Below are 19344 nucleotides of genomic sequence, written 5' to 3' on the forward strand. Positions count from 1 at the left end.
CGATTTGGTATTATTTGTTCGTACAACCATAAAACAACGCAGGTTTAAAAAACCCTACCTACTTTTTTGATTTTTTTAAAATATCTTTGAAAAAAACCTATCTTTTGGAAGTAGAGCTCAATAAGGATGTATGTGAAGAGAGAATATACAATACTATATTCCAAGAAAATTCCAAAATTATTTTCAACCATATATTTTACAAATACGGAAACGAAGAAAAAGCCCATGATGCGGTACAGGAGGCCTTTGTAAAACTTTGGGAAAATTGCGCTAAGGTTCCTCCGAGAAAAGCGAAATCCTATTTGTATACCGTAGCGAACAATTTATACCTAAATGTGATCAAGGCGGAAAAAGTACGTTTAAAATATGCCGATAAAACGCTAAAAACAACCAATGAGACTCCCGAGTTTTTATTAGAGGAAAGTCAGTTTAAAGAAAAATTGAACCATGCGTTAAATAGTTTACCAGAAAATCAACGCTCCACTTTTTTGTTAAATAGAATTGATGGAATGAAATATGCCCAAATAGCCGAGATGGAGGGTGTAAGCGTAAAGGCAATTGAGAAAAGAATGCATTTGGCCTTAAAAAGTTTAAGAGAAAAGATTGATGGGATATGATTTGGTCGTAGGTTGATGGTTGATGGTTGATGGTTGATGGTTAAAAAATTATATTATGAAAAACATCATATTTACAGCAATAATAATGTTAATTTTTACTGGCTGTAATTCTAATAAAGAAATGATGAAGCTCGAAAAATTTTATGTAATTGGTATTGCAATGGAATCATCCAACGAGAATGAAAAATCTATTGAAGATATGGGTAAGCTTTGGGGTAGATATTATACCGAAGGGATTACTGAAAAAATTCCAAATAAATTATCAAATGATATTTATTCCATATTTACGGATTATGATTCTAATTACAAAGGAAAATATACGGCTATAATAGGCCATAAAGTTAGTTCTTTGGAGCATATACCTGCAGGAATGGTTAGCAAAGAAATTGGTAATGGAAATCATCCAAAACATATTGCCAAAGGTAAAATGCCAGATGCCATAGTTAATGCTTGGAAAGAAATTTGGTCAATGGATTCTGAATTAAAAAGAAGATACACTGCCGATTTTGAAGTTTACGGGAAGAAATCCCAACAAGGAGACAGCTCAGAAGTTGAAATCTACTTGGCAGTGGAATAAACCAATAAAAAAATTGAATTTGAACTTTTTCTTGAATTTGAGTTTTACAGGTAGGGTTTTTTAGAATCAAATTGTTATTAAAGTATAAAGCTAGAAATAATGCAAGAAGATTACTTAGCAAAATGGCTGAATAATGAGCTTACGGATGCCGAACTCGAAACGTTTAAAAAATCCGAAGCGTACGCTACTTATGAGAAAATTATGGATACTTCCAGTAATTTGGAAGCACCCAATTTTAAGATGGAAGAAGCTTGGTCCCAACTAGAAGAACGTCGTTCTCAAAACCAGCCCAAGGTTATTAGCATAACCCCTTTCAAAAGTTTTTTACGTATTGCAGCCGTAGTTGCCGTTTTATTGACAGGCTCTTATTTTTATTTAAATACTTTGGACGAGACTATTACTACCCGGTATGCCCAGAGTAAAGAAGTACTGCTTCCCGATAGCTCCGAAATAATTCTAAATGCGGATTCCCAATTATCCTACAGTGAAAAGAACTGGAACAAGGAACGAAATATCTCCTTAAAAGGGGAAGCATTCTTTAAAGTAGCTAAGGGAAAAAGGTTCACCGTAACAACAGAAGAAGGAACAGTTACGGTTCTAGGAACTCAATTTAATGTAGTACATAGAGCAGGTTTTTTTGAGGCTACCTGTTTTGAGGGTCTGGTAAGTGTAACTTACGATGGTAAAGAAATTAAGTTACCAGCAGGCAATTCTTTCCTATCTATAAACGGAAAAATCACGCAGTCCAAAGCCGCTATAAACGGCACACCTTCTTGGTTAAAAAAGGAAAGTACTTTTAAAAGTATTCCGCTTACCTATGTTTTTGATGAGTTTGAACGACAACATAACACAACAATAGAAACTAAAAACATTGATACAGCACAGCTATTTACCGGAACCTTTAGCAATACAGATAAGGAACTTGCCCTCAGAAGTATTTGTGCTCCTCTTCAAATAAAGTTTAAATTAGAGGGGAATAAAGTGCTGTTCTATGGGGAAAGCGCACCTTAATACGCTCACGTCCTTTTTATTTTTTCTTCTATTGTTACTGTTCGCCGGTAATAGTAACGCCCAAGATATGCCCAACAATAAAATTGAAATCGGCATACTTATTCAGCAATTAGAAACTAGATTTGACATAAAGTTTTCCTATATCGATGAGGACTTGGAAGAAATAAAGGTCTCTTTTTCTGGCGATTCCGACCTAGAGGTCATATTAGATGACATCAGAAAGCAAACCCGCTTAAAGATTGAGAAATTAAATAATCGATACTATTCTATTTCCAAAAGCACCACGGTAGATATTTGTGGTAAGGTATTGGACAACTATGAAAGTAACACCATACCCGGAGCCTCTTTACAGATCTTAGGAACTAAAGTTTCTGGGGTAACCAATTCAGAAGGTTCTTTTTCTTTCACAAATATTCCTAGGAAATCCGTTGTACAAATAATGCATTTGGGGTTTAAAACCTTGTTCATTACTGCAGAAGAACTTGCGCAAAATTCACCCTGTAAAAGAATCGCTCTTGCACAAAATTATCAAGAGTTAGATGAGGTCATCGTCTATAAGTTTCTAACGGACGGTTTGGCAAAACTGGCAGATGGAAGTATTGAATTGAATACCGAAGAATTTGGAATTCTGCCTGGACTCATAGAGCCAGATATTCTTCAAACCATACAGGCACTCCCCGGAATTAGAAGTGTTGACGAAACTGTCTCGGATATTAATATAAGGGGAGGAACTAATGACCAAAACCTTATTTTATGGGATGGCATAAAAATGTACCAATCCGGTCATTTTTTTGGTTTAATATCGGCCTTTAATCCATTTTTAACAGATAAAATTACAGTAATTAAAAATGGTACTAGTGCTGTATATGGCGATGGTGTAAGTGGCGTATTAGACATGAGAACAAAAAACAAAATTGAAACTACCACTTTTGGAGGAGCAGGCTTTAATTTGATAAGCGGAGATGCTTATGCACAAATACCGATCCAAGAAAATTTAGCAGTACAATTTTCCGGGAGACGCTCTTATACAGATTTTCTTAGTACACCAACCTACAACACATTTTCAGAAAAAGCTTTCCAAGACAGCGAGGTACGAACAGATAGTGATTTTTACTTTTATGATTTTACCGGAAAAGTACTCTATGACATCAATCCTTACCAAAGAGTTCGTTTTAGCCTTATCAGTATTGACAATAGATTAGATTACCTCGAGACCAACGAAACGGGGAACAGGTCCGTAGAAAGTAATTTAGACCAGACCAACCTCTCTTTTGGAGGAACCTTGGAAAGTGATTGGACAGACAATTTTTCATCGAACCTAAATCTCTATTACACAAGATATCGTCTTAATGCATTAAGCATTTCCAATGAGGCCAGACAACGCCTTGTTCAGAACAATCGTGTCGTTGAAAAGAGTGCTCAACTCGGCACGAAGTATACTGTTAATAAACGACTGCAATGGACAAATGGATATCAAGTTGTGGAGACTGGTATTCAAAATACGACCGAGTTAAATGAACCTTTATTTCTAAGCGATATTAAAGGCGTGGTTTATACACATTCCCTTTATTCTGAAATTAATTATAATTCTGCAAGTCAAAAGCTCGTAGCCAGAGCAGGCGCTAGGTTCAATTATATAGAAAACGTAAACACGTTTCAAAAGCTTCGTTTGGAGCCTAGATTAAATATTAGTTATGAAATAGCACCCCATTTTAAGACTGAATTACTGGGTGAGTTTAAAAGTCAAAGCACCAACCAAATCATAGATTTAGAACAGAATTTTTTAGGTATTGAAAAACGCCGCTGGGTTTTGGCCAATGAATCTACATTGCCGGTAACCACTAGCAAACAGAGTTCTTTTGGCATTAACTATGATGAAAACAGCTTTTACTTTGGAATAGAAGGTTTCTTTAAAGATGTACAGGGAATCAATGTAAATACGCAAGGATTTCAGAATCAGGACCAATTTAATAGTGAAATAGGTCAATACACTAATAAGGGTATCGAGGTACTTATAAATAAAAAAAATAATTACTACAGTACATGGTTAAGCTATACCTATAACCTCAACAACTATACTTTTGAAACGATTACGCCGCCAAGTTTTCCGAATAATTTAGATATAAGACACTCCATAACCTTAGCGGGTAATTATACCTATGGCAATCTCAAAATAGGCTTAGGAATAAATTACCGATCCGGAAGACCTTTTACCGAACCGGATGAAAACAATCCTATTGACACATCCGTCTTTCCCAATGAAATCAATTATCAGGAGCCCAACAGTAGCCGTATCTCTGAATATTTTAGGGCAGATGCATCCGCTAGCTATAATTTCAATTTAGTTAAAGGAATTAAAGCCTCTTTCGGTGCTTCCATCCTTAACCTTACCAACAGGAGAAATACGTTGAACACCTATTATCGATTGAGTGAAACGAACGAAGTTGAAAAGATTCAACGTGTTTCTTTAGGCCTTACGCCAAATGCCAGCTTCAGAGTTTACTTTTAACAGACGATTAAAGTTACTTTCTATTAAGTCTAGTAATAACCAACACATGAGGAAAAGTTATGGCAGCCAAAAAGGAAAAAAACAGGGCTAAGGACGTATTCACCTTTCCATTAAATAAGAGAAGAATAGAACCTATGCCAATTACGGATATGGCCCAATAAGGTAGCGAAGAGATTACATAACGTTTAATACTGTTAACTTTTAAATTCCCGTATAAATACTTGATTTGATCAACCATTGAAGGTATGGAGTGCCATAGGATAAAATATATGGCAAAAGCCCACAACAAGGAGGCAGTATTAAAAACGATGTACAGCACTAGCAAGTAAAATGTTTGCTTAAGAAAATTGAACTTTATATTTTTTTTCAGATAAGCATAAACACTCAATAATAAGGTTCCTGTTCCAAAAAAGCCAAGGCAATAATTATAGTAATCACTAGGAACGTGCCTTTGCGAAATTTCGTTGATAATTGCAGAGACCTCCACGGCATGGGCGCTGAATATCAAGAACAGGACAAATAGCCCATATAATAGGAATAGAAGCGAATGAAAAAAAGATGGCTTGGCCATTTTTGAAACCCAATGTTGTTCTCCAAAATGATAACCACTAAAAATGATGAAAAGTACCAAAGCAATAGATGGAAGATAAAAGAAGAAAAAAATGCTTGCACCTACAAAAAGCACATAGTAAAATAAGGTGGTCATAAAACCAATTTTGGTATTAATGGCGGTATTTGTCTTTTGAAGCAACTTAATGTCATTGGCGCCATGGAGTATACCAAAAGTTAAAATTAAAAAATAGGCCAAGACGTCCTCTATGGCATTTTCAAAAAATACCGCCACCCAAAGCGAGAAAAAAGTAGCGACTATTATAAAACTGCTCAAATTGATATTTTCAGCCCTCTCTTTTTTCATATATCATAATTAATTTACTTTTTGTTTAAATATTTAACATTTTACTTAAACAATAAGTGTTTAAGTTTTTATAAATTTACCTAAACAAAATTAAAAAAATCAAAAATTATGGAAAATTTAATGAGTTCTTTTTCTCTAGTAGCCAAACTGGCTACGGACGATTATGTAGGGTTCACCTTCTTTGTGGGCTGTATGGCTATGATGGCTGCTTCTGCTTTCTTCTTTCTTTCAATGAATAGCTTTGATAGGAAATGGCGCACTTCAATATTGGTTTCTGGTTTAATCACCTTTATTGCAGCAGTACATTATTGGTACATGAGAGATTACTGGTCTGGATTCGCAGAATCTCCAACATTCTTTAGATATGTAGATTGGATTTTAACTGTTCCTCTAATGTGTGTTGAATTCTTCCTTATTCTAAGAGTGGCAGGAGCGAAAACCTCCTTAATGTGGAGACTTATATTCCTATCAGTAATCATGTTGGTAACAGGATATCTGGGAGAGGCCGTATACAGAGACCAAGCTTGGTTATGGGGTCTAATTTCCGGTATAGCCTATTTTGTAATTGTCTACGATATTTGGTTAGGAAAAGCAAAGAAATTAGCCGTGGAAGCTGGTGGGTCCGTATTGAAAGCTCACAAAACTTTATGCTGGTTTGTATTAGTAGGTTGGGCAATTTACCCGATTGGCTATATGGCAGGAACTCCAGGTTGGTATGAAGGACTTTTTGGAGGTCTAGACCTGAATGTAGTATATAATATTGGAGATGCGATCAATAAAATTGGTTTCGGTCTCGTAATATATGGCTTAGCGGTATCACAAAGTGAAAAAACTTTGGAAGCGTAAGCTTTAGAAAAGTATGGACGTACCTACGTTCATTTTATAGTTGGTTATTAGAACGCCACTCTCTAAGAGAGTGGCGTTTTATTTTACATTCTATCCGGAACGGCTATCCCTAATAATTTAAATGCAGCTTTAATGGTTTCTCCAACTTTTTGGGAAAGCTGCACTCGAAGCACCTTTTTCGCCGTATCTGTTTCCCCTAAAATTGAAACTTGTTGGTAGAACGAATTAAATTCCTTTACCAAATCATAGGTATAATTAGCCACCAATGCGGGACTATAATTATCAGCCGCTAATTGAATAATATCCGGAAACTGTTGTAGTTGTTTGATCAATTCCTTTTCTTTTGGATGTAAGACTAGCCCTGCATCAGGCGCAGCGACGATATCAACACCAGTTTCTTTGGCTTTTCTAAGAATAGATTGAATTCTTGCATAAGTATACTGAATAAAAGGTCCTGTATTGCCTTGAAAATCTACCGACTCCTCGGGGTCAAAAAGAATTCGTTTTTTAGGGTCTACCTTTAAAATATAGTATTTTAATGCACCCAGCCCGATCATTTTATAGAGTTCCTCCTTTTCTTCTTCGGAATAGTCTTCTAGCTTACCTAATTCCTTTGAGATACCACCGGCAGTTTTGGTCATATCTTTCATCAGGTCATCCGCATCAACAACAGTGCCTTCCCTACTCTTCATCTTGCCACTAGGTAAATCTACCATTCCATAACTCAAGTGGTGTAATTTTTCGGACCAGGAGAAGCCAAGCTTCTTTAAAATCAGAAAAAGCACCTTAAAATGATAGTCTTGCTCGTTTCCTACTGTGTAAACCATACCATTAATATCTGGGTGATCCTTTACCCGTTGTATGGCAGTACCAATATCTTGGGTCATGTAAACAGCAGTACCGTCTGAACGTAAAACAATTTTTTCATCCAGGCCCTCGTCTGTTAAATCTATCCAGACACTACCATCTTCCTTTTTAAAGAATACCCCTTTATCAAGCCCGTCTGCAACTACATCCTTACCTAGTAAATAGGTATCACTCTCGTAATAAAGGGTATCAAAATCAACTCCTAAGTTTTTATATGTGATATCAAATCCTCTATAAACCCAGCCGTTCATAGTTTTCCACAGGGACACAATGTCATCATCTCCCGCTTCCCATTTTAATAGCATTTCTTGCGCGGCCATAAGAATCGGTGCTTCCTTTTCGGCAATCTTTTTATCAACGCCTTTAGTAACCATTGCGGCTATTTCCTCCTTATATGCTTTATCGAATGCAACATAATAATTACCAACTAGTTTATCTCCTTTAATACCGGTAGACTCAGGTGTTTCACCATTACCAAATCGTTCCCAAGCCAACATACTCTTACAAATATGAATTCCCCGGTCATTAATGATTTGCGTTTTATATACTTTTCTTCCGGAAGCTTTTAAAATTTCGGCTACGGAGTACCCTAATAAGTTGTTACGAATATGTCCTAAATGCAACGGCTTGTTGGTATTGGGTGATGAATACTCGACCATAATAGCATCTTCCGTTGCGGAGACCATACCAAAACCGCCATCTGTTCTAATAGTATCAAAGTAGGATAAATAAAAAGAATCGGAAATGACAATATTCAAAAACCCCTTGATAACATTATAACCAGAAACAGTGTCAACATGCTCCTTCAAGTAAGCACCTATCTGCTCACCTATTTGAACCGGGTTACCTTTAACATGTCTTAGCATGGGAAATACTACGATGGTAATATCTCCCTCAAAGTCTTTTCTCGTGGGCTGAAATTCTACCGATGGCAACGTTATTTCATAAAGCTCGGATATCCCATTCTTTACTTCGGTACTAAGCACTTCTTGAATATTCATAAAATAGGTAATTAAGGCTGCAAAACTAATCATTTTTACACTTATCAGTCTATTCCCTTAGGTATCGATTTCCCTTTTATTAACTTTAAAGAAAAATGCATAATGTTAGTAAATGTATCTTACAATAATAAAGCGATAACTAAGAAAGTTGATGAAGCCGTGGGAAAACCTTTTACCTTAAAAGAGCGCTTTACAATGGGTGGTATTGGTTCTCCAAAACTAATTATCACAGAAACCAGTGTCGAAATTAGGAACCTCCTAATTTTAGATAACAATAGGGACACCTGCAATATTGAAATACGACCAAAAGGAATTATAGTACGGTTTAGGTCTTTATTAGAAACTTTTGCCTTGGTTATACCCTATTACAAACTTACCATATACAAAGGGCAGGCATCTGTCTATTCCGTTTATCGCGATAATTATTTTATTAAAGTAGAGTCGGACACCAAAGCGGTGCAAAAGTTTTTTAAAAAGCTTTTAGGTTACAAAGCAGATAACGCACCGACTTCTATTGATGATTTATAAAACTTAGGAGTTAGAGGAACATGATTTATGTTTAGAAAACAACCAAAAATTGATATTAAACTTTCTGAAAAGGATAAGAAACTAGTCATTATCGGTTGGCTTTGCGTTTTTATTAATTTTGTCATAGTTCTTCTTTTTTATTTTGATCTACCAGAAACCATTCCAATACATTTCAATTTTAAAGGTGAGCCTGATGGTTATGGTAACAAAACCTATATTTGGTCCCTTCCAATACTAAATTTGGTTCTTTATTTTGGTCTCAACCTGGTGGCCACAAAACTAAAACCGTGGCAATATAATTACCCCGTTACCGTAACTAATGAGAACGCCCCAACACTTTATAGCATGGGTGTTCAGATGATTATATGGCTAAACTTAGGAATCGCTATATTATTTACGTTCCTCTCCTTACATACACTTTTATTGGCTAAAGGAATTATCATACCAAATTTAGGATGGGTAATTCCCGTCCTTACCGCAATAATAACCATTACCCCTTTCTTATACATTATCAAAATGTTTAAAATCCCCAAATCATGAAAATATTACTGACAGGAGCCAATGGTTATATTGGGATGCGACTATTACCTCAGCTACTAAAGCAGGGACATGAAGTGGTCTGTGCCGTTAGGGATGCAGAACGACTATCCGTAGATACCGAAACACGAAATCAAATAGAAATAGTTGAAATCGATTTTTTAAAAGAAGTAAAATCTGGAATACTTCCGAAAGATTTGGACGCCGCCTATTTCTTGATTCATTCCATGAGTACCTCAACAACGGATTTTGATGAAATGGAAGCGAGAACAGCGGAAAATTTTAATACTTATGTCAAAGAAACCAACATAAAGCAAGTTATTTATCTCAGTGGAATCGTCAATGATGCCAATCTTTCCAAACACCTATGGTCTCGCAAAAATGTGGAGAAAATACTCTATCAAGGTAATTTTAGTCTTACCGTTTTAAGAGCGGGTATCATCGTAGGTTCCGGAAGTTCTTCTTTTGAAATTATCCGTGACCTATGCGAAAAACTACCTTTTATGATTACCCCAAAATGGGTGCTGACTAAAACCCAACCCATTGCGATTAGGGACGTGATAAGCTTTTTAACAGGAGTTTTAGGCAATAAAGAAACCTACAACGACTCTTTTGATATTGCTGGTCCTGATATTCTCACCTACAAAGAAATGCTTCATCAATATGCCAATGCCAGAGGATTTAAGAATTGGATTTACACCGTTCCTGTTATGACACCTAAGTTGTCTTCCTATTGGTTATATTTTGTGACTTCAACCTCCTATACTTTAGCACTAAACTTGGTTGATAGTATGAAAATTGAAGTGGTGGCAAAGGACAATCGTTTGGCCTCTATTTTGGGAATAACACCACACACCTACCGTGAAGCAATAGATATGGCCTTTGTGAAAATAGAACAAAACTTAGTTGTCAGTAGCTGGAAGGATAGTATGGTAAGTGGGCGATTCAATAAAAATCTTGAAAAGTATATTCAGGTTCCTAAATTCGGGGTCTTAAAGGATGTACAGACTATGGAGATCAACGACCCTAAACAAGTTTTAAAAAATATTTGGAAAATTGGCGGCAAGAATGGCTGGTACTACGGAAACTGGCTTTGGAAAATTAGGGGTTTTTTAGACAAGCTCATTGGTGGAGTTGGTCTACGGAGAGGTAGAACGCATCCTGATAAAATATATGCCGGTGATGCTCTAGACTTCTGGAGGGTACTTCTAGCGGATAAAAAAGGAAAACGCCTACTACTGTTCGCTGAAATGAAACTACCCGGGGAAGCTTGGTTAGAATTTAGAATTGACAATAACAATGTATTACATCAGACCGCTACTTTTAGACCAAGAGGACTTAGAGGAAGGTTATACTGGTACAGCATTGTACCCCTACATTATTTTATTTTTGGAGGTATGATTAGAAACATTGCCAAGACTAAGGTTAAGCAAGACTAATTCTATAAAATTTAGACAATATCACAAGATGCTGTTTTATTTCAATTTTGAACAGTAAACTGCCTTGGGCCATAATACCCTTTGGCGTTGCCAATAAAACTACTAGAGGTCTTTGTAACCAAAACATAGTTACCCCAACTTTAAAGGCATCTCTCTTAATCGTTGATCAGTAAGACGAAATACTGCATTGGCAATTGCAGCACCAATAGGTCCTAGTGGTGGTTCCCCTACCGCACCAGGTGTATCAGCCCCTTGAAGCAGCACTACTTCAATTTCTTTAGGAGCATGTTTCATTAAAGCCATTTCATAAGGCCCGTAAATAGTTGGTGTCAAGGCCCCATCTTCAACTTCCATCTTTTCAAAGAGCGCTGCACTCATCCCCATGATAATAGCGCCTTCGCACTGTGCGCGTACTTGATCCGGATTCACTACTAGACCAGGGTCCATGGCACAAGTAACTTTATGTACTTTAATTTCATCTTTTATAATAGAAACTTCTACCACCTGAGCGCATGGTGTATTGGCGTCAGTTGATACGGCAAGTCCCATAGCTTTACCATCAATTACCTTATCCGTATAACCAGCGGTTTCTACAACAGCTTCAATCACAGATTTTAGACGGTCCCCCCGCTCATCTTTCTGAATCTGTGCCAAACGGAATTCGGCAGGATTTCTACTAGCTCTAATGGCCAGCTCATCCATAAAACTTTCTATGGCAAATGTATTTGCCAACAAGCCAAGGCTACGCCACCAACTTGTTGCGAAAGGTAGTTTAACACGCCAAGAAATAGCTCGGTAATTAGGTATACCGCCATACTGTATCATTCCTCCACGCCAAGCACCTAAATCCGCACCCAAAAGCGGTTCGGCAATACCAGGAACAATAGGAGAACCAAAAGCGACATCACCACTGGACACATTATGCTCTAAGGCTTCTATAAGTCCGTTTGGCAACAACTTTGCTTTCATAATATGATGCGTAGGAGGTCTGAAGGTATCGTTTTGGAATTCTTCCTTTCTAGTAAAAAAACACTTTACAGGCTTCCCTACGGCTTTAGACAATACAGCTGCCTGTATAGCGTTTGGCGTATGAAGTCTCCTTCCAAAACCTCCTCCGAGAAAAGTAGGCACAATATTTACTTGCGTTACCTCAAAACCCAATCTATCCGCAATTTCTTCTCGTGTTAAACTAACCACTTGAGTAGACATCATAATGGTTGCGTTATCATCGGTAACAAAAGCGAGTGACCCGTTAGGTTCCAGTTGCGCATGTGCACCGATTGGGCTCCAGTAGTCCCCAACAATAGCATCGTCTGCTTCATCCTCTAAAATAGCTTTAGCATTCCCTTCTTTTTGAATAACGAAAGGCTTTCCTTTCCCTACAGTTACCATTGCTTTTATATCTGCGGTTTTAAGTGTTTTATTACTTTCCCATTCTGCCTCTATTACGGCCTTCGCATTTTCAGCCTCGATTAAGGAATTAGCGACGACTCCCACGAAATCATCTTCTTTAACAACTTTAACCACACCTGGCATTCCTTCCGCCTTTGAAATATCTGCCCCTTTATAGACTGAACCTATCCTAGAAGGTCTTACAACAGCACCATAAAGCATATCTGGCATAGTGGCATCCATACCAAATATGGGTGAACCAAAGACTTTATCCTCTAAATCAACACGGGCAATAGGTTTACCTACAAATTTATAGTCGGATACCGGTTTTAACTCTAGGGTATCAGGAATTTCCCATTCCTTAACGCCTTCAATCGCTTGCGCATAGGACATGGTCTTATCCAAAGCTATAATCATTCCCTTATCCATAGAAACAGTCGAGACATCAACTTGCATTTTTTTCGCAGCCTCTTGAGCAATCATAACGCGCATGGTAGCGGCCAATTCGCGAAGTGGCATCCATAATGAAGAAATTGATGTACTACCTCCTGTTGCAAAAGCATCTATATTACCCGAGGCGGAATCTGCATGAACAACCTGCATCTGATCCATGGAGACTCCGAGCTCGTCCGCCGCTATTTGCGCCAATCCGGTAAAAGTTCCTTGCCCCATTTCAACTTTAGGGCTATGAAGTACAATCTTGTTCTCTCTCGTAACCTCGAACCAAATAATAGGCGTCTTCGTATTGCCTTGATATGGAGCATCGGCCGTATTTACCATTCCTGCGATTCCCCTTCGTATAGGACTTCTTAATAAATAGGTACCTACCGCCAAGACACCTACCGTACCCAAACCTCCTCTCACTAAAAAAGCACGCCTCGATAATTTTTTCTTACCTGCCATGATCTATAAGTTTACGTTCTCTGACTCTTCTTGGGACATACTCAGCTCCGCCGCTCTATGTATTGCTTTCCTCATACGATAATAGGTGGCACAGCGACAGACATTAATGATATTAGTATCTATATCCTCATCTGTTGGATTTGGAGTTTTCTTTAATAAGGCCGCCGTGGCCATCATAAAACCAGGCTGACAATAACCACATTGCGGTACAACTTCTTCAATCCAAGCACGTTGAACCGGATGTGGGCTAGTTTTTGTACCTAAACCTTCTATGGTGGTAATTTCTTTTCCTTCAGCAAATTTAACGGCATAAGAACAAGATCGCACTGCTTCCCCATCTACATGTAAGGTGCATGCACCACAAGCAGCTTTACCGCAACCAAACTTGGTGCCCTTTAGGTTTAATACATCTCTAATGACCCATAACAAAGGGGTATTCGTGTCAACGATATCTACTATATGGGAATGACCATTAACTTTCAAGGAAATCTTCATAGTTACTTTTTATTTAGATGGAATAATATGTCCCTCTTCAAACCACTTTTTCACTGCCGCTATGTATTCTTCTTTAGGCACAGGAGGTACTTCCCTAGGTATTCCGTTCGCGCCAATGCCCGGTTCCCATGCCCATAACACAAGTTCGTGTTCCGTTAAGTGATGCATTGTTTCTTCTGGTGACCTACCTCCGTTTCTTTCGGGGTCCATCATAGATTCTGCAATTTCAATCCTGTTCAATCCTTCCCAATACATAGATACCGGCGCAAGTGCCCACTCCGGCGCTCCCGGAACTCCCGAGTAAGAATTGTTCTCGGATTGATGGCAGGTGGTACAATTGGTAGCCGCGGAGTTTTCTATATTCATTCCCCTTTTTATATCGAAATAATGAGGATGACCATCATCTCCTTGTTTTGGCACATTGTCATTCGGGTGACAATTTACACAACGTTGATGCGTTAGGACACGCATCATAGTATCAAAAGATGCATTAGCCTTCCTCTCCGATTTCTCCAAAATGATAGTTTCGTATTTGGAAGTTAGTGGGCCTGCGCTTGAAGCTAAGAGTACACCTACTAAAAAAAGAAATCCAAAAATAAGTACACTTTGAGTTTTCATAGAGGATGCAGTGTTTATGAATTATTATCACCTAAAAGTTACGCAATCTTAAAAGAGAAAACCTGTGATTCCTCAAATTTTCTGCATAGCTTGTTATTATATTATGCCCTTGGTAAGAAAACCTCCGCCATCATACAACGTGCGCTACCACCTCCACAAGTTTCTATGGTGTCTAAAGAACTATGTATTATTTCGCAATGCTTTGTAATCGCATTTAGTTGTTCTTGCTCTAGCGAATTATAAGCGGCAGAGCTCATCACCATAAAACGCTTATCTTCAGCACCGATTACCTGTAACATATTACCAGCAAAATGGTGCATTTGCCCTTCTGTAATACTTATAATTTCTTTATTGGCATTCTTTAAGTGTTCCACTACATTTTTACGCTCTTTTTTATCGTCTATGGTATCCAAGCATATTACCGCAAAAGTTTCCGCCATTGCCATCATAACATTAGTATGATATATGGGCATACGTTTGCCATCCACAGATTGGTTAGCCGTAAAAATGACGGGGAAACAATCAAAATCTTCACAGAACTCAATAAATAAACCCTCATCCGCTCTTTCTGACAGTGCACAATACGCTTTTTGATTTACTCTATCTTTTAAAATACTTCCGGTACCCTCTAAAAAGACACCTTCTCCCTCTGCTGAGGTATAATCAATTATGTTATCAATAAGGAAACCCTCTTCTTCTAGGATGTCGAAGATATCTTCTCTTCTTTCCTTTCTACGGTTTTCTGCGAACATAGGATATACAGCAACTGTACCACTATTGTGAAAAGAAATCCAATTATTAGGAAAAATTGAATCGGGAGTATCATTTTCCTTTTTATCATCTACCACAATAACCTGAACTCCTTTTTTCCTTAAGATAGCTACGAACTCATCGAACTCCTTTTGAGCCCGTTCATTGATCGTATGGTTCTTTATATTGATATCTTCTTGAAAATAATTATTGACCGCAGTTTGCTCGTTCATACGAAAGGCTACGGGGCGTATCATTAAAATAGTATTGGTAATCTGCATATTCAATTAAATTACTCCCTTATTAAGGGTAATGTGCTACATCTTAGAAGTCCTTCTTGTTTGGCTATCTCGGCATAGGGTATTTCTTCTACCGTAAAACCTTCCTTTCTAAGCCAATTATTTAATCTGGTAAAGCCTTTTTCCGAAACAACGGTATCAGGAGAAATAGAAAATACATTACTGAACATATTGTACATTTCATTAGCAGTTATTTCAAAGATGTTCTCCTTTCCAAAGAAATCTACCAACCACTGATATTCTTCTTCGACCAAAAAGCCGTTTTTATGGAGAATGGTTTTTCCTTTTCCGAGCGGCTGAAAACAGCAATCTAAATGCAAAGCATTTTCTCTTGCGTTAGTTGACTTTCTAAGCTCAAATGATTTTACTGTCTTTTCTGGAAACTGTTTTTTTAAATAGTCAACTGCGTAGGAATTGGTCCTTGCTGTTATCCATTCAGAATAATCGGCGGCAGAATAGGTACCTACAAAAATAAAATCGTTCCATGGCATCACATCACCGCCCTCTACGTGTACCTCTTCCGGGGGATGCAGAATATGATTTTCATCTATCTTGTCAAGAACGTGTAAAATAGCGTCTACCTCTTTTTCTCTTTCCGGTAAAATATTAGCCACAACAAGTTTATCCTCAATAACAAAAGCAATATCCCTTGAAAAGATTTGATTACAATTCTCTAAAACTTCAGGTCGGTATACCTTAACATCATATTTTTCAAATACTGCAGCAAAAGCTTCCATCTCATTGATCATATCCTCTTCTTTGGGATATGTTCCGGCAAGTATATGTTCTAAAGATTTAGGATCGTAAGCCTCTTCTGGTCTAGGCGTAGGGCCGCAACTTTTTGCCGTTCCCAAAACAACAGCTTTCAGAGGTGAAATTTCGTCATTAATATTTAATCTAAGCATAGTACGTTTAGCATAAAATTAATCTCAATTTGAAACAAAAAAAAGCTCTTTTATAAATAAAAGAGCTTTCATTGTTTTTATTTTAAGGTAGCAATCTACCTAGCATCCAGTTCAACGAACGAACGTTCTGTTTCTCCAATGTAAACTTGTCTTGGTCTACCTATTGGTTCATTTCGTAATCTCATCTCTCTCCATTGGGCTATCCAACCTGGTAATCTTCCTAAAGCGAACATCACGGTAAACATTTCCGTGGGTATGCCCAATGCCCTATATATAATACCCGAGTAGAAATCTACATTAGGATATAATTTCCGATCTACGAAATACTGATCTTCCAATGCTTCTTTCGCAAGTCCTTTAGCTATTTCAAGTATTGGGTCATCTATACCAAGGTCATTAAGTACTTCTTCAGCTGCTTTTTTTATAATCTTGGCTCTAGGATCAAAATTCTTATAAACTCTATGACCAAAACCCATTAATCTGAAAGGGTCACTCTTATCCTTGGCCTTTGCCATATATTTTTTAGTATCACCACCATCTGCTTCAATAGCTTCTAACATCTCTAAAACAGCTTGGTTGGCACCCCCGTGCAATGGACCCCACAAAGCGGAGATACCTGCAGAAAGTGAAGCAAATAGGCCTGCATGTGAAGACCCGACAATACGAACAGTCGATGTAGAACAATTTTGTTCATGATCTGCATGTAAAATCAGTAACTGATCAAGTGCGTCTATAATTATTTTGTTTCGCTTATATTCTTGTGAAGGCTTTTTGAACATCATTTTATGAATGTTTTCAACATAACCTAAACTATCATCACCATAATCCAGTGGTAATCCCTTTTTCTTACGAAGCGTCCATGCTACAAGAACTGGAAACTTAGCTAATATCCTAACTATAGCTCCGTACATCTCATCCTTTGAAGTAACGTTTACCGAAATTGGATTAAAAGCAATCAAGGCACTTGTTAGTGAAGAAAGAACACCCATTGGATGAGCAGATTTTGGAAATGCATCTAAAATCTTTTTCATTTCTTCATCTACATGAGATTCATTTTTTATATCAATATGAAAAGCCTCTAGCTGTTCTTTGTTAGGCAATTCTCCAAAAATTAATAAATATGCCACTTCAAGGAAATCCGCTTTCTCAGCAAGCTCTTCTATGGAATATCCTCTATATCTCAGAATACCCTTCTCGCCATCTAAAAATGTTATAGCACTTTCACAAGATCCTGTATTTTTATATCCAGGATCAATGGTTATCATACCACCAGTACTACCACGTAACGTCTTAACATCTATTGCAAGTTCATCTTCCGTGCCCTTTATAACTGGAAATTCATATTCTTTACCATCGTACTTTAAAGTAGCTTTTTCTGACATATATCGTAATTACTTATAATTAATCTGAATCGTAAATTTACGGAAAAGCGATTGTTTTAACAATTAAACAGGTAGCTTTAGAGAATTATTAACACCACTTGTTTCAAGATAAAAATGGTCCTTTTTAGACTATAATAAATACAAATCCTTATAGTACGCATCTAGAGACTTTTCCCAAGTAAAGCGCGCTTTTTTGGCGTTGGCTTTAATTTTTTTCCACTTAGGCTGATCGTTCTCCCATATATTTAGGGCTTGGTCAAAACTTTTGACCATATTTTTAATTTTTTGATCATAGGTATTACCATCAAACGCGAAACCTGTTTTTAGATGCGAAACCGTATCCTTTAAACCTCCGGTATGGTGCACTAAACAAGGATTACCATTACGCATGGCAAGCATTTGACTTATGCCACAAGGCTCAAAAAGACTGGGCATAAAATAAAGATCCGTTTCTAAATACATGGAGTCTATCAAATCTTCTGACTGACCGTTCGTAAAAATAAAATTCTTGTACTTGTAGCTCATATTACGAAAATGTTCCTCGTAACCCGGGTCTCCTGTTCCCAAAAGCATAAAAATTCCACCTATTTTATCGAGTCGCTTCAACATCTTTTCCAAGGCTTCTGGAGACCGCATGAAAAAGTAGAACTTTTGTTCTGTTAAACGGGCAACACTAGATACTATAAATTTAGGTCTATTGCCTACGTATTGCATAATCTTTTCACCTGTATGAGCGAGGAAATTAGCTTTGTACATTTTTGACTCGTCCTGAAGCCATCCAAATAATGCTTTGACCGTATTTCTATAAAGAAAGCCTTTTTCCGCTTCTCTAATATTGTCGTAATTGGATGCATTCAAAATTCCGAATAAACGTCCCTCATTGTCCGCTTGTAATAAATCCGTTTCCAAACTTTCCCCTCCAATAAATTCGGGTTTTCTGCTAGGAAGCATTACATCTTCTTTGTAAGAGGGAGACACCGTATGTACGGCATCTGCCAAGCGAATACCAACGGCCATCAAATTTATACAATCCTGATAACGTGGGTCCATCAAGGTTTTATGGTCTAGCGTTATTTCTGGAAACCAATTATTGACAGAAGCGTAATTATCGTAAAAGGGACGTATGCCTTGTATAGCTAAATTATGAATACTATAAACGTATCTCATCTTCCGTAAAACGCTGTAGCTAGGATGGTATTTTTTTAAAAATAATACTGCACTTGAATGCCAATCGTGCATATGAACAATATCTAAAGAACCATAAGCTTCTACTCGCATAGATTCTGCTACCGCAGTGTTAAAAATCATGAACTTTACAAAATCGTTATAGAATGGCTCCGTAGGATCGTCATGATAAATATGTGCAATACCACCTTCCTCTATCTCTGGATGATGGATTACATAATGTTTTATGTTAGCATCGATTTTTTTTGGAACGACCTCGTATAGCTCGGCAGTGTAAGTAGTACCTCTAAGCTGAAAATTTAGATTCATTTTGAAAACTCCGGATTTATGCAATCTGGAATAGGAAGGAACGACTACATGCACTTTATCTCCACGTTTGGAAATCTCTCTAGGGACATCCCGGACTACATCGCCCATTCCTCCCGCTTTACAATCTGGTATAGCATCATTCTCGGCAGCAACAAAAAGAAAATTATTCATATTCGGTAGTAGAGGAATTTTAATTATTGAATTGTAAAAAGATAAGTATTTTTTTTTGGAATAATTCAAAAAAAAGCCTTTCTGAAT

17 protein-coding genes are annotated in these 19344 nt (G+C 37.4%); 8 read left to right on the forward strand and 9 right to left on the reverse strand.

Annotation, left to right across the window (positions count from 1 at the left end):
• The first annotated feature begins 86 nt into the window (after positions 1-86).
• The 4 genes from SJY09_RS09300 to SJY09_RS09315 all read left to right on the forward strand — a co-directional run bounded on the left by SJY09_RS09300 (position 87) and on the right by SJY09_RS09315 (position 4714).
• Entirely contained in the window at positions 87-617 is a 531-nt protein-coding gene (locus SJY09_RS09300; RefSeq protein WP_396635455.1) for an RNA polymerase sigma factor, read from the forward strand.
• Between the two features lie 55 nt (positions 618-672).
• A complete protein-coding gene (locus tag SJY09_RS09305; protein WP_396635456.1) occupies positions 673-1194 on the forward strand; it encodes a GyrI-like domain-containing protein in 522 nt (173 codons plus the stop codon).
• 99 nt (positions 1195-1293) lie between these two features.
• Entirely contained in the window at positions 1294-2205 is a 912-nt protein-coding gene (locus tag SJY09_RS09310) for a FecR family protein (protein ID WP_396635457.1), read from the forward strand.
• Positions 2186-4714, forward strand: a complete 2529-nt coding sequence (locus SJY09_RS09315) for a carboxypeptidase-like regulatory domain-containing protein (RefSeq protein ID WP_396635458.1) — start codon at positions 2186-2188, stop codon at positions 4712-4714. Before SJY09_RS09310 ends, SJY09_RS09315 begins: the two co-directional genes overlap by 20 nt.
• A 13-nt stretch (positions 4715-4727) precedes the next feature.
• Here SJY09_RS09315 and SJY09_RS09320 read toward each other — a convergent pair whose 3' ends face one another.
• Positions 4728-5630, reverse strand: a complete 903-nt coding sequence (locus SJY09_RS09320; RefSeq protein WP_396635459.1) for a Brp/Blh family beta-carotene 15,15'-dioxygenase — start codon at positions 5628-5630, stop codon at positions 4728-4730.
• A 108-nt stretch (positions 5631-5738) separates the two neighbouring features.
• Between SJY09_RS09320 and SJY09_RS09325 the strand changes: the two genes are divergently transcribed.
• Entirely contained in the window at positions 5739-6476 is a 738-nt protein-coding gene (locus SJY09_RS09325) for a bacteriorhodopsin-like (RefSeq protein ID WP_396635460.1), read from the forward strand.
• Between the two features lie 83 nt (positions 6477-6559).
• Here SJY09_RS09325 and argS read toward each other — a convergent pair whose 3' ends face one another.
• Positions 6560-8344: an arginine--tRNA ligase gene (argS, locus tag SJY09_RS09330; RefSeq protein ID WP_396635461.1), complete on the reverse strand. Its 1785-nt coding sequence runs from the start codon at positions 8342-8344 to the stop codon at positions 6560-6562.
• Positions 8345-8446: 102 nt separating this feature from the next.
• Between argS and SJY09_RS09335 the strand changes: the two genes are divergently transcribed.
• Genes SJY09_RS09335 through SJY09_RS09345 form a run of 3 tightly spaced genes read left to right on the forward strand, consistent with a single transcriptional unit; the run spans position 8447 to position 10848 of the window.
• Entirely contained in the window at positions 8447-8872 is a 426-nt protein-coding gene (locus SJY09_RS09335; RefSeq protein WP_396635462.1) for a hypothetical protein, read from the forward strand.
• A gap of 27 nt (positions 8873-8899) precedes the next feature.
• Complete coding sequence (locus SJY09_RS09340) at positions 8900-9412, forward strand: DUF1648 domain-containing protein (protein ID WP_396635463.1); 513 nt, start codon at positions 8900-8902, stop codon at positions 9410-9412.
• Entirely contained in the window at positions 9409-10848 is a 1440-nt protein-coding gene (locus SJY09_RS09345) for an SDR family oxidoreductase (protein WP_396635464.1), read from the forward strand. Before SJY09_RS09340 ends, SJY09_RS09345 begins: the two co-directional genes overlap by 4 nt.
• A gap of 129 nt (positions 10849-10977) precedes the next feature.
• Here the strand turns inward: SJY09_RS09345 and SJY09_RS09350 are convergent, their stop codons facing one another.
• From SJY09_RS09350 to SJY09_RS09380, 7 genes are all read right to left on the reverse strand, one after another.
• A complete protein-coding gene (locus SJY09_RS09350) occupies positions 10978-13143 on the reverse strand; it encodes a molybdopterin cofactor-binding domain-containing protein (RefSeq protein WP_396635465.1) in 2166 nt (721 codons plus the stop codon).
• 3 nt (positions 13144-13146) lie between these two features.
• A complete protein-coding gene (locus SJY09_RS09355; RefSeq protein ID WP_396635466.1) occupies positions 13147-13638 on the reverse strand; it encodes a (2Fe-2S)-binding protein in 492 nt (163 codons plus the stop codon).
• A 9-nt stretch (positions 13639-13647) separates the two neighbouring features.
• The gene (locus SJY09_RS09360; RefSeq protein WP_396635467.1) at positions 13648-14256 is read right to left on the reverse strand and encodes a hypothetical protein; all 609 of its coding nucleotides are present in this window, start codon (positions 14254-14256) and stop codon (positions 13648-13650) included.
• Positions 14257-14357: 101 nt separating this feature from the next.
• The gene (ctlX, locus tag SJY09_RS09365; protein WP_396635468.1) at positions 14358-15287 is read right to left on the reverse strand and encodes a citrulline utilization hydrolase CtlX; all 930 of its coding nucleotides are present in this window, start codon (positions 15285-15287) and stop codon (positions 14358-14360) included.
• Between the two features lie 11 nt (positions 15288-15298).
• Positions 15299-16210 (reverse strand): dimethylarginine dimethylaminohydrolase family protein, encoded by a 912-nt coding sequence (locus tag SJY09_RS09370; protein WP_396635469.1) that lies wholly within the window; start codon positions 16208-16210, stop codon positions 15299-15301.
• A 95-nt stretch (positions 16211-16305) separates the two neighbouring features.
• The gene (locus SJY09_RS09375; protein ID WP_396635470.1) at positions 16306-17592 is read right to left on the reverse strand and encodes a citrate synthase; all 1287 of its coding nucleotides are present in this window, start codon (positions 17590-17592) and stop codon (positions 16306-16308) included.
• 129 nt (positions 17593-17721) lie between these two features.
• Positions 17722-19257, reverse strand: coding sequence for a glycogen synthase (locus tag SJY09_RS09380; protein ID WP_396635471.1), 1536 nt, complete (start codon positions 19255-19257; stop codon positions 17722-17724).
• Positions 19258-19344: the final 87 nt, after the last annotated feature.

Origin of the sequence: Maribacter sp. R77961 (assembly GCF_044594925.1) — a bacterium.
GTDB lineage: Bacteria > Bacteroidota > Bacteroidia > Flavobacteriales > Flavobacteriaceae > Maribacter.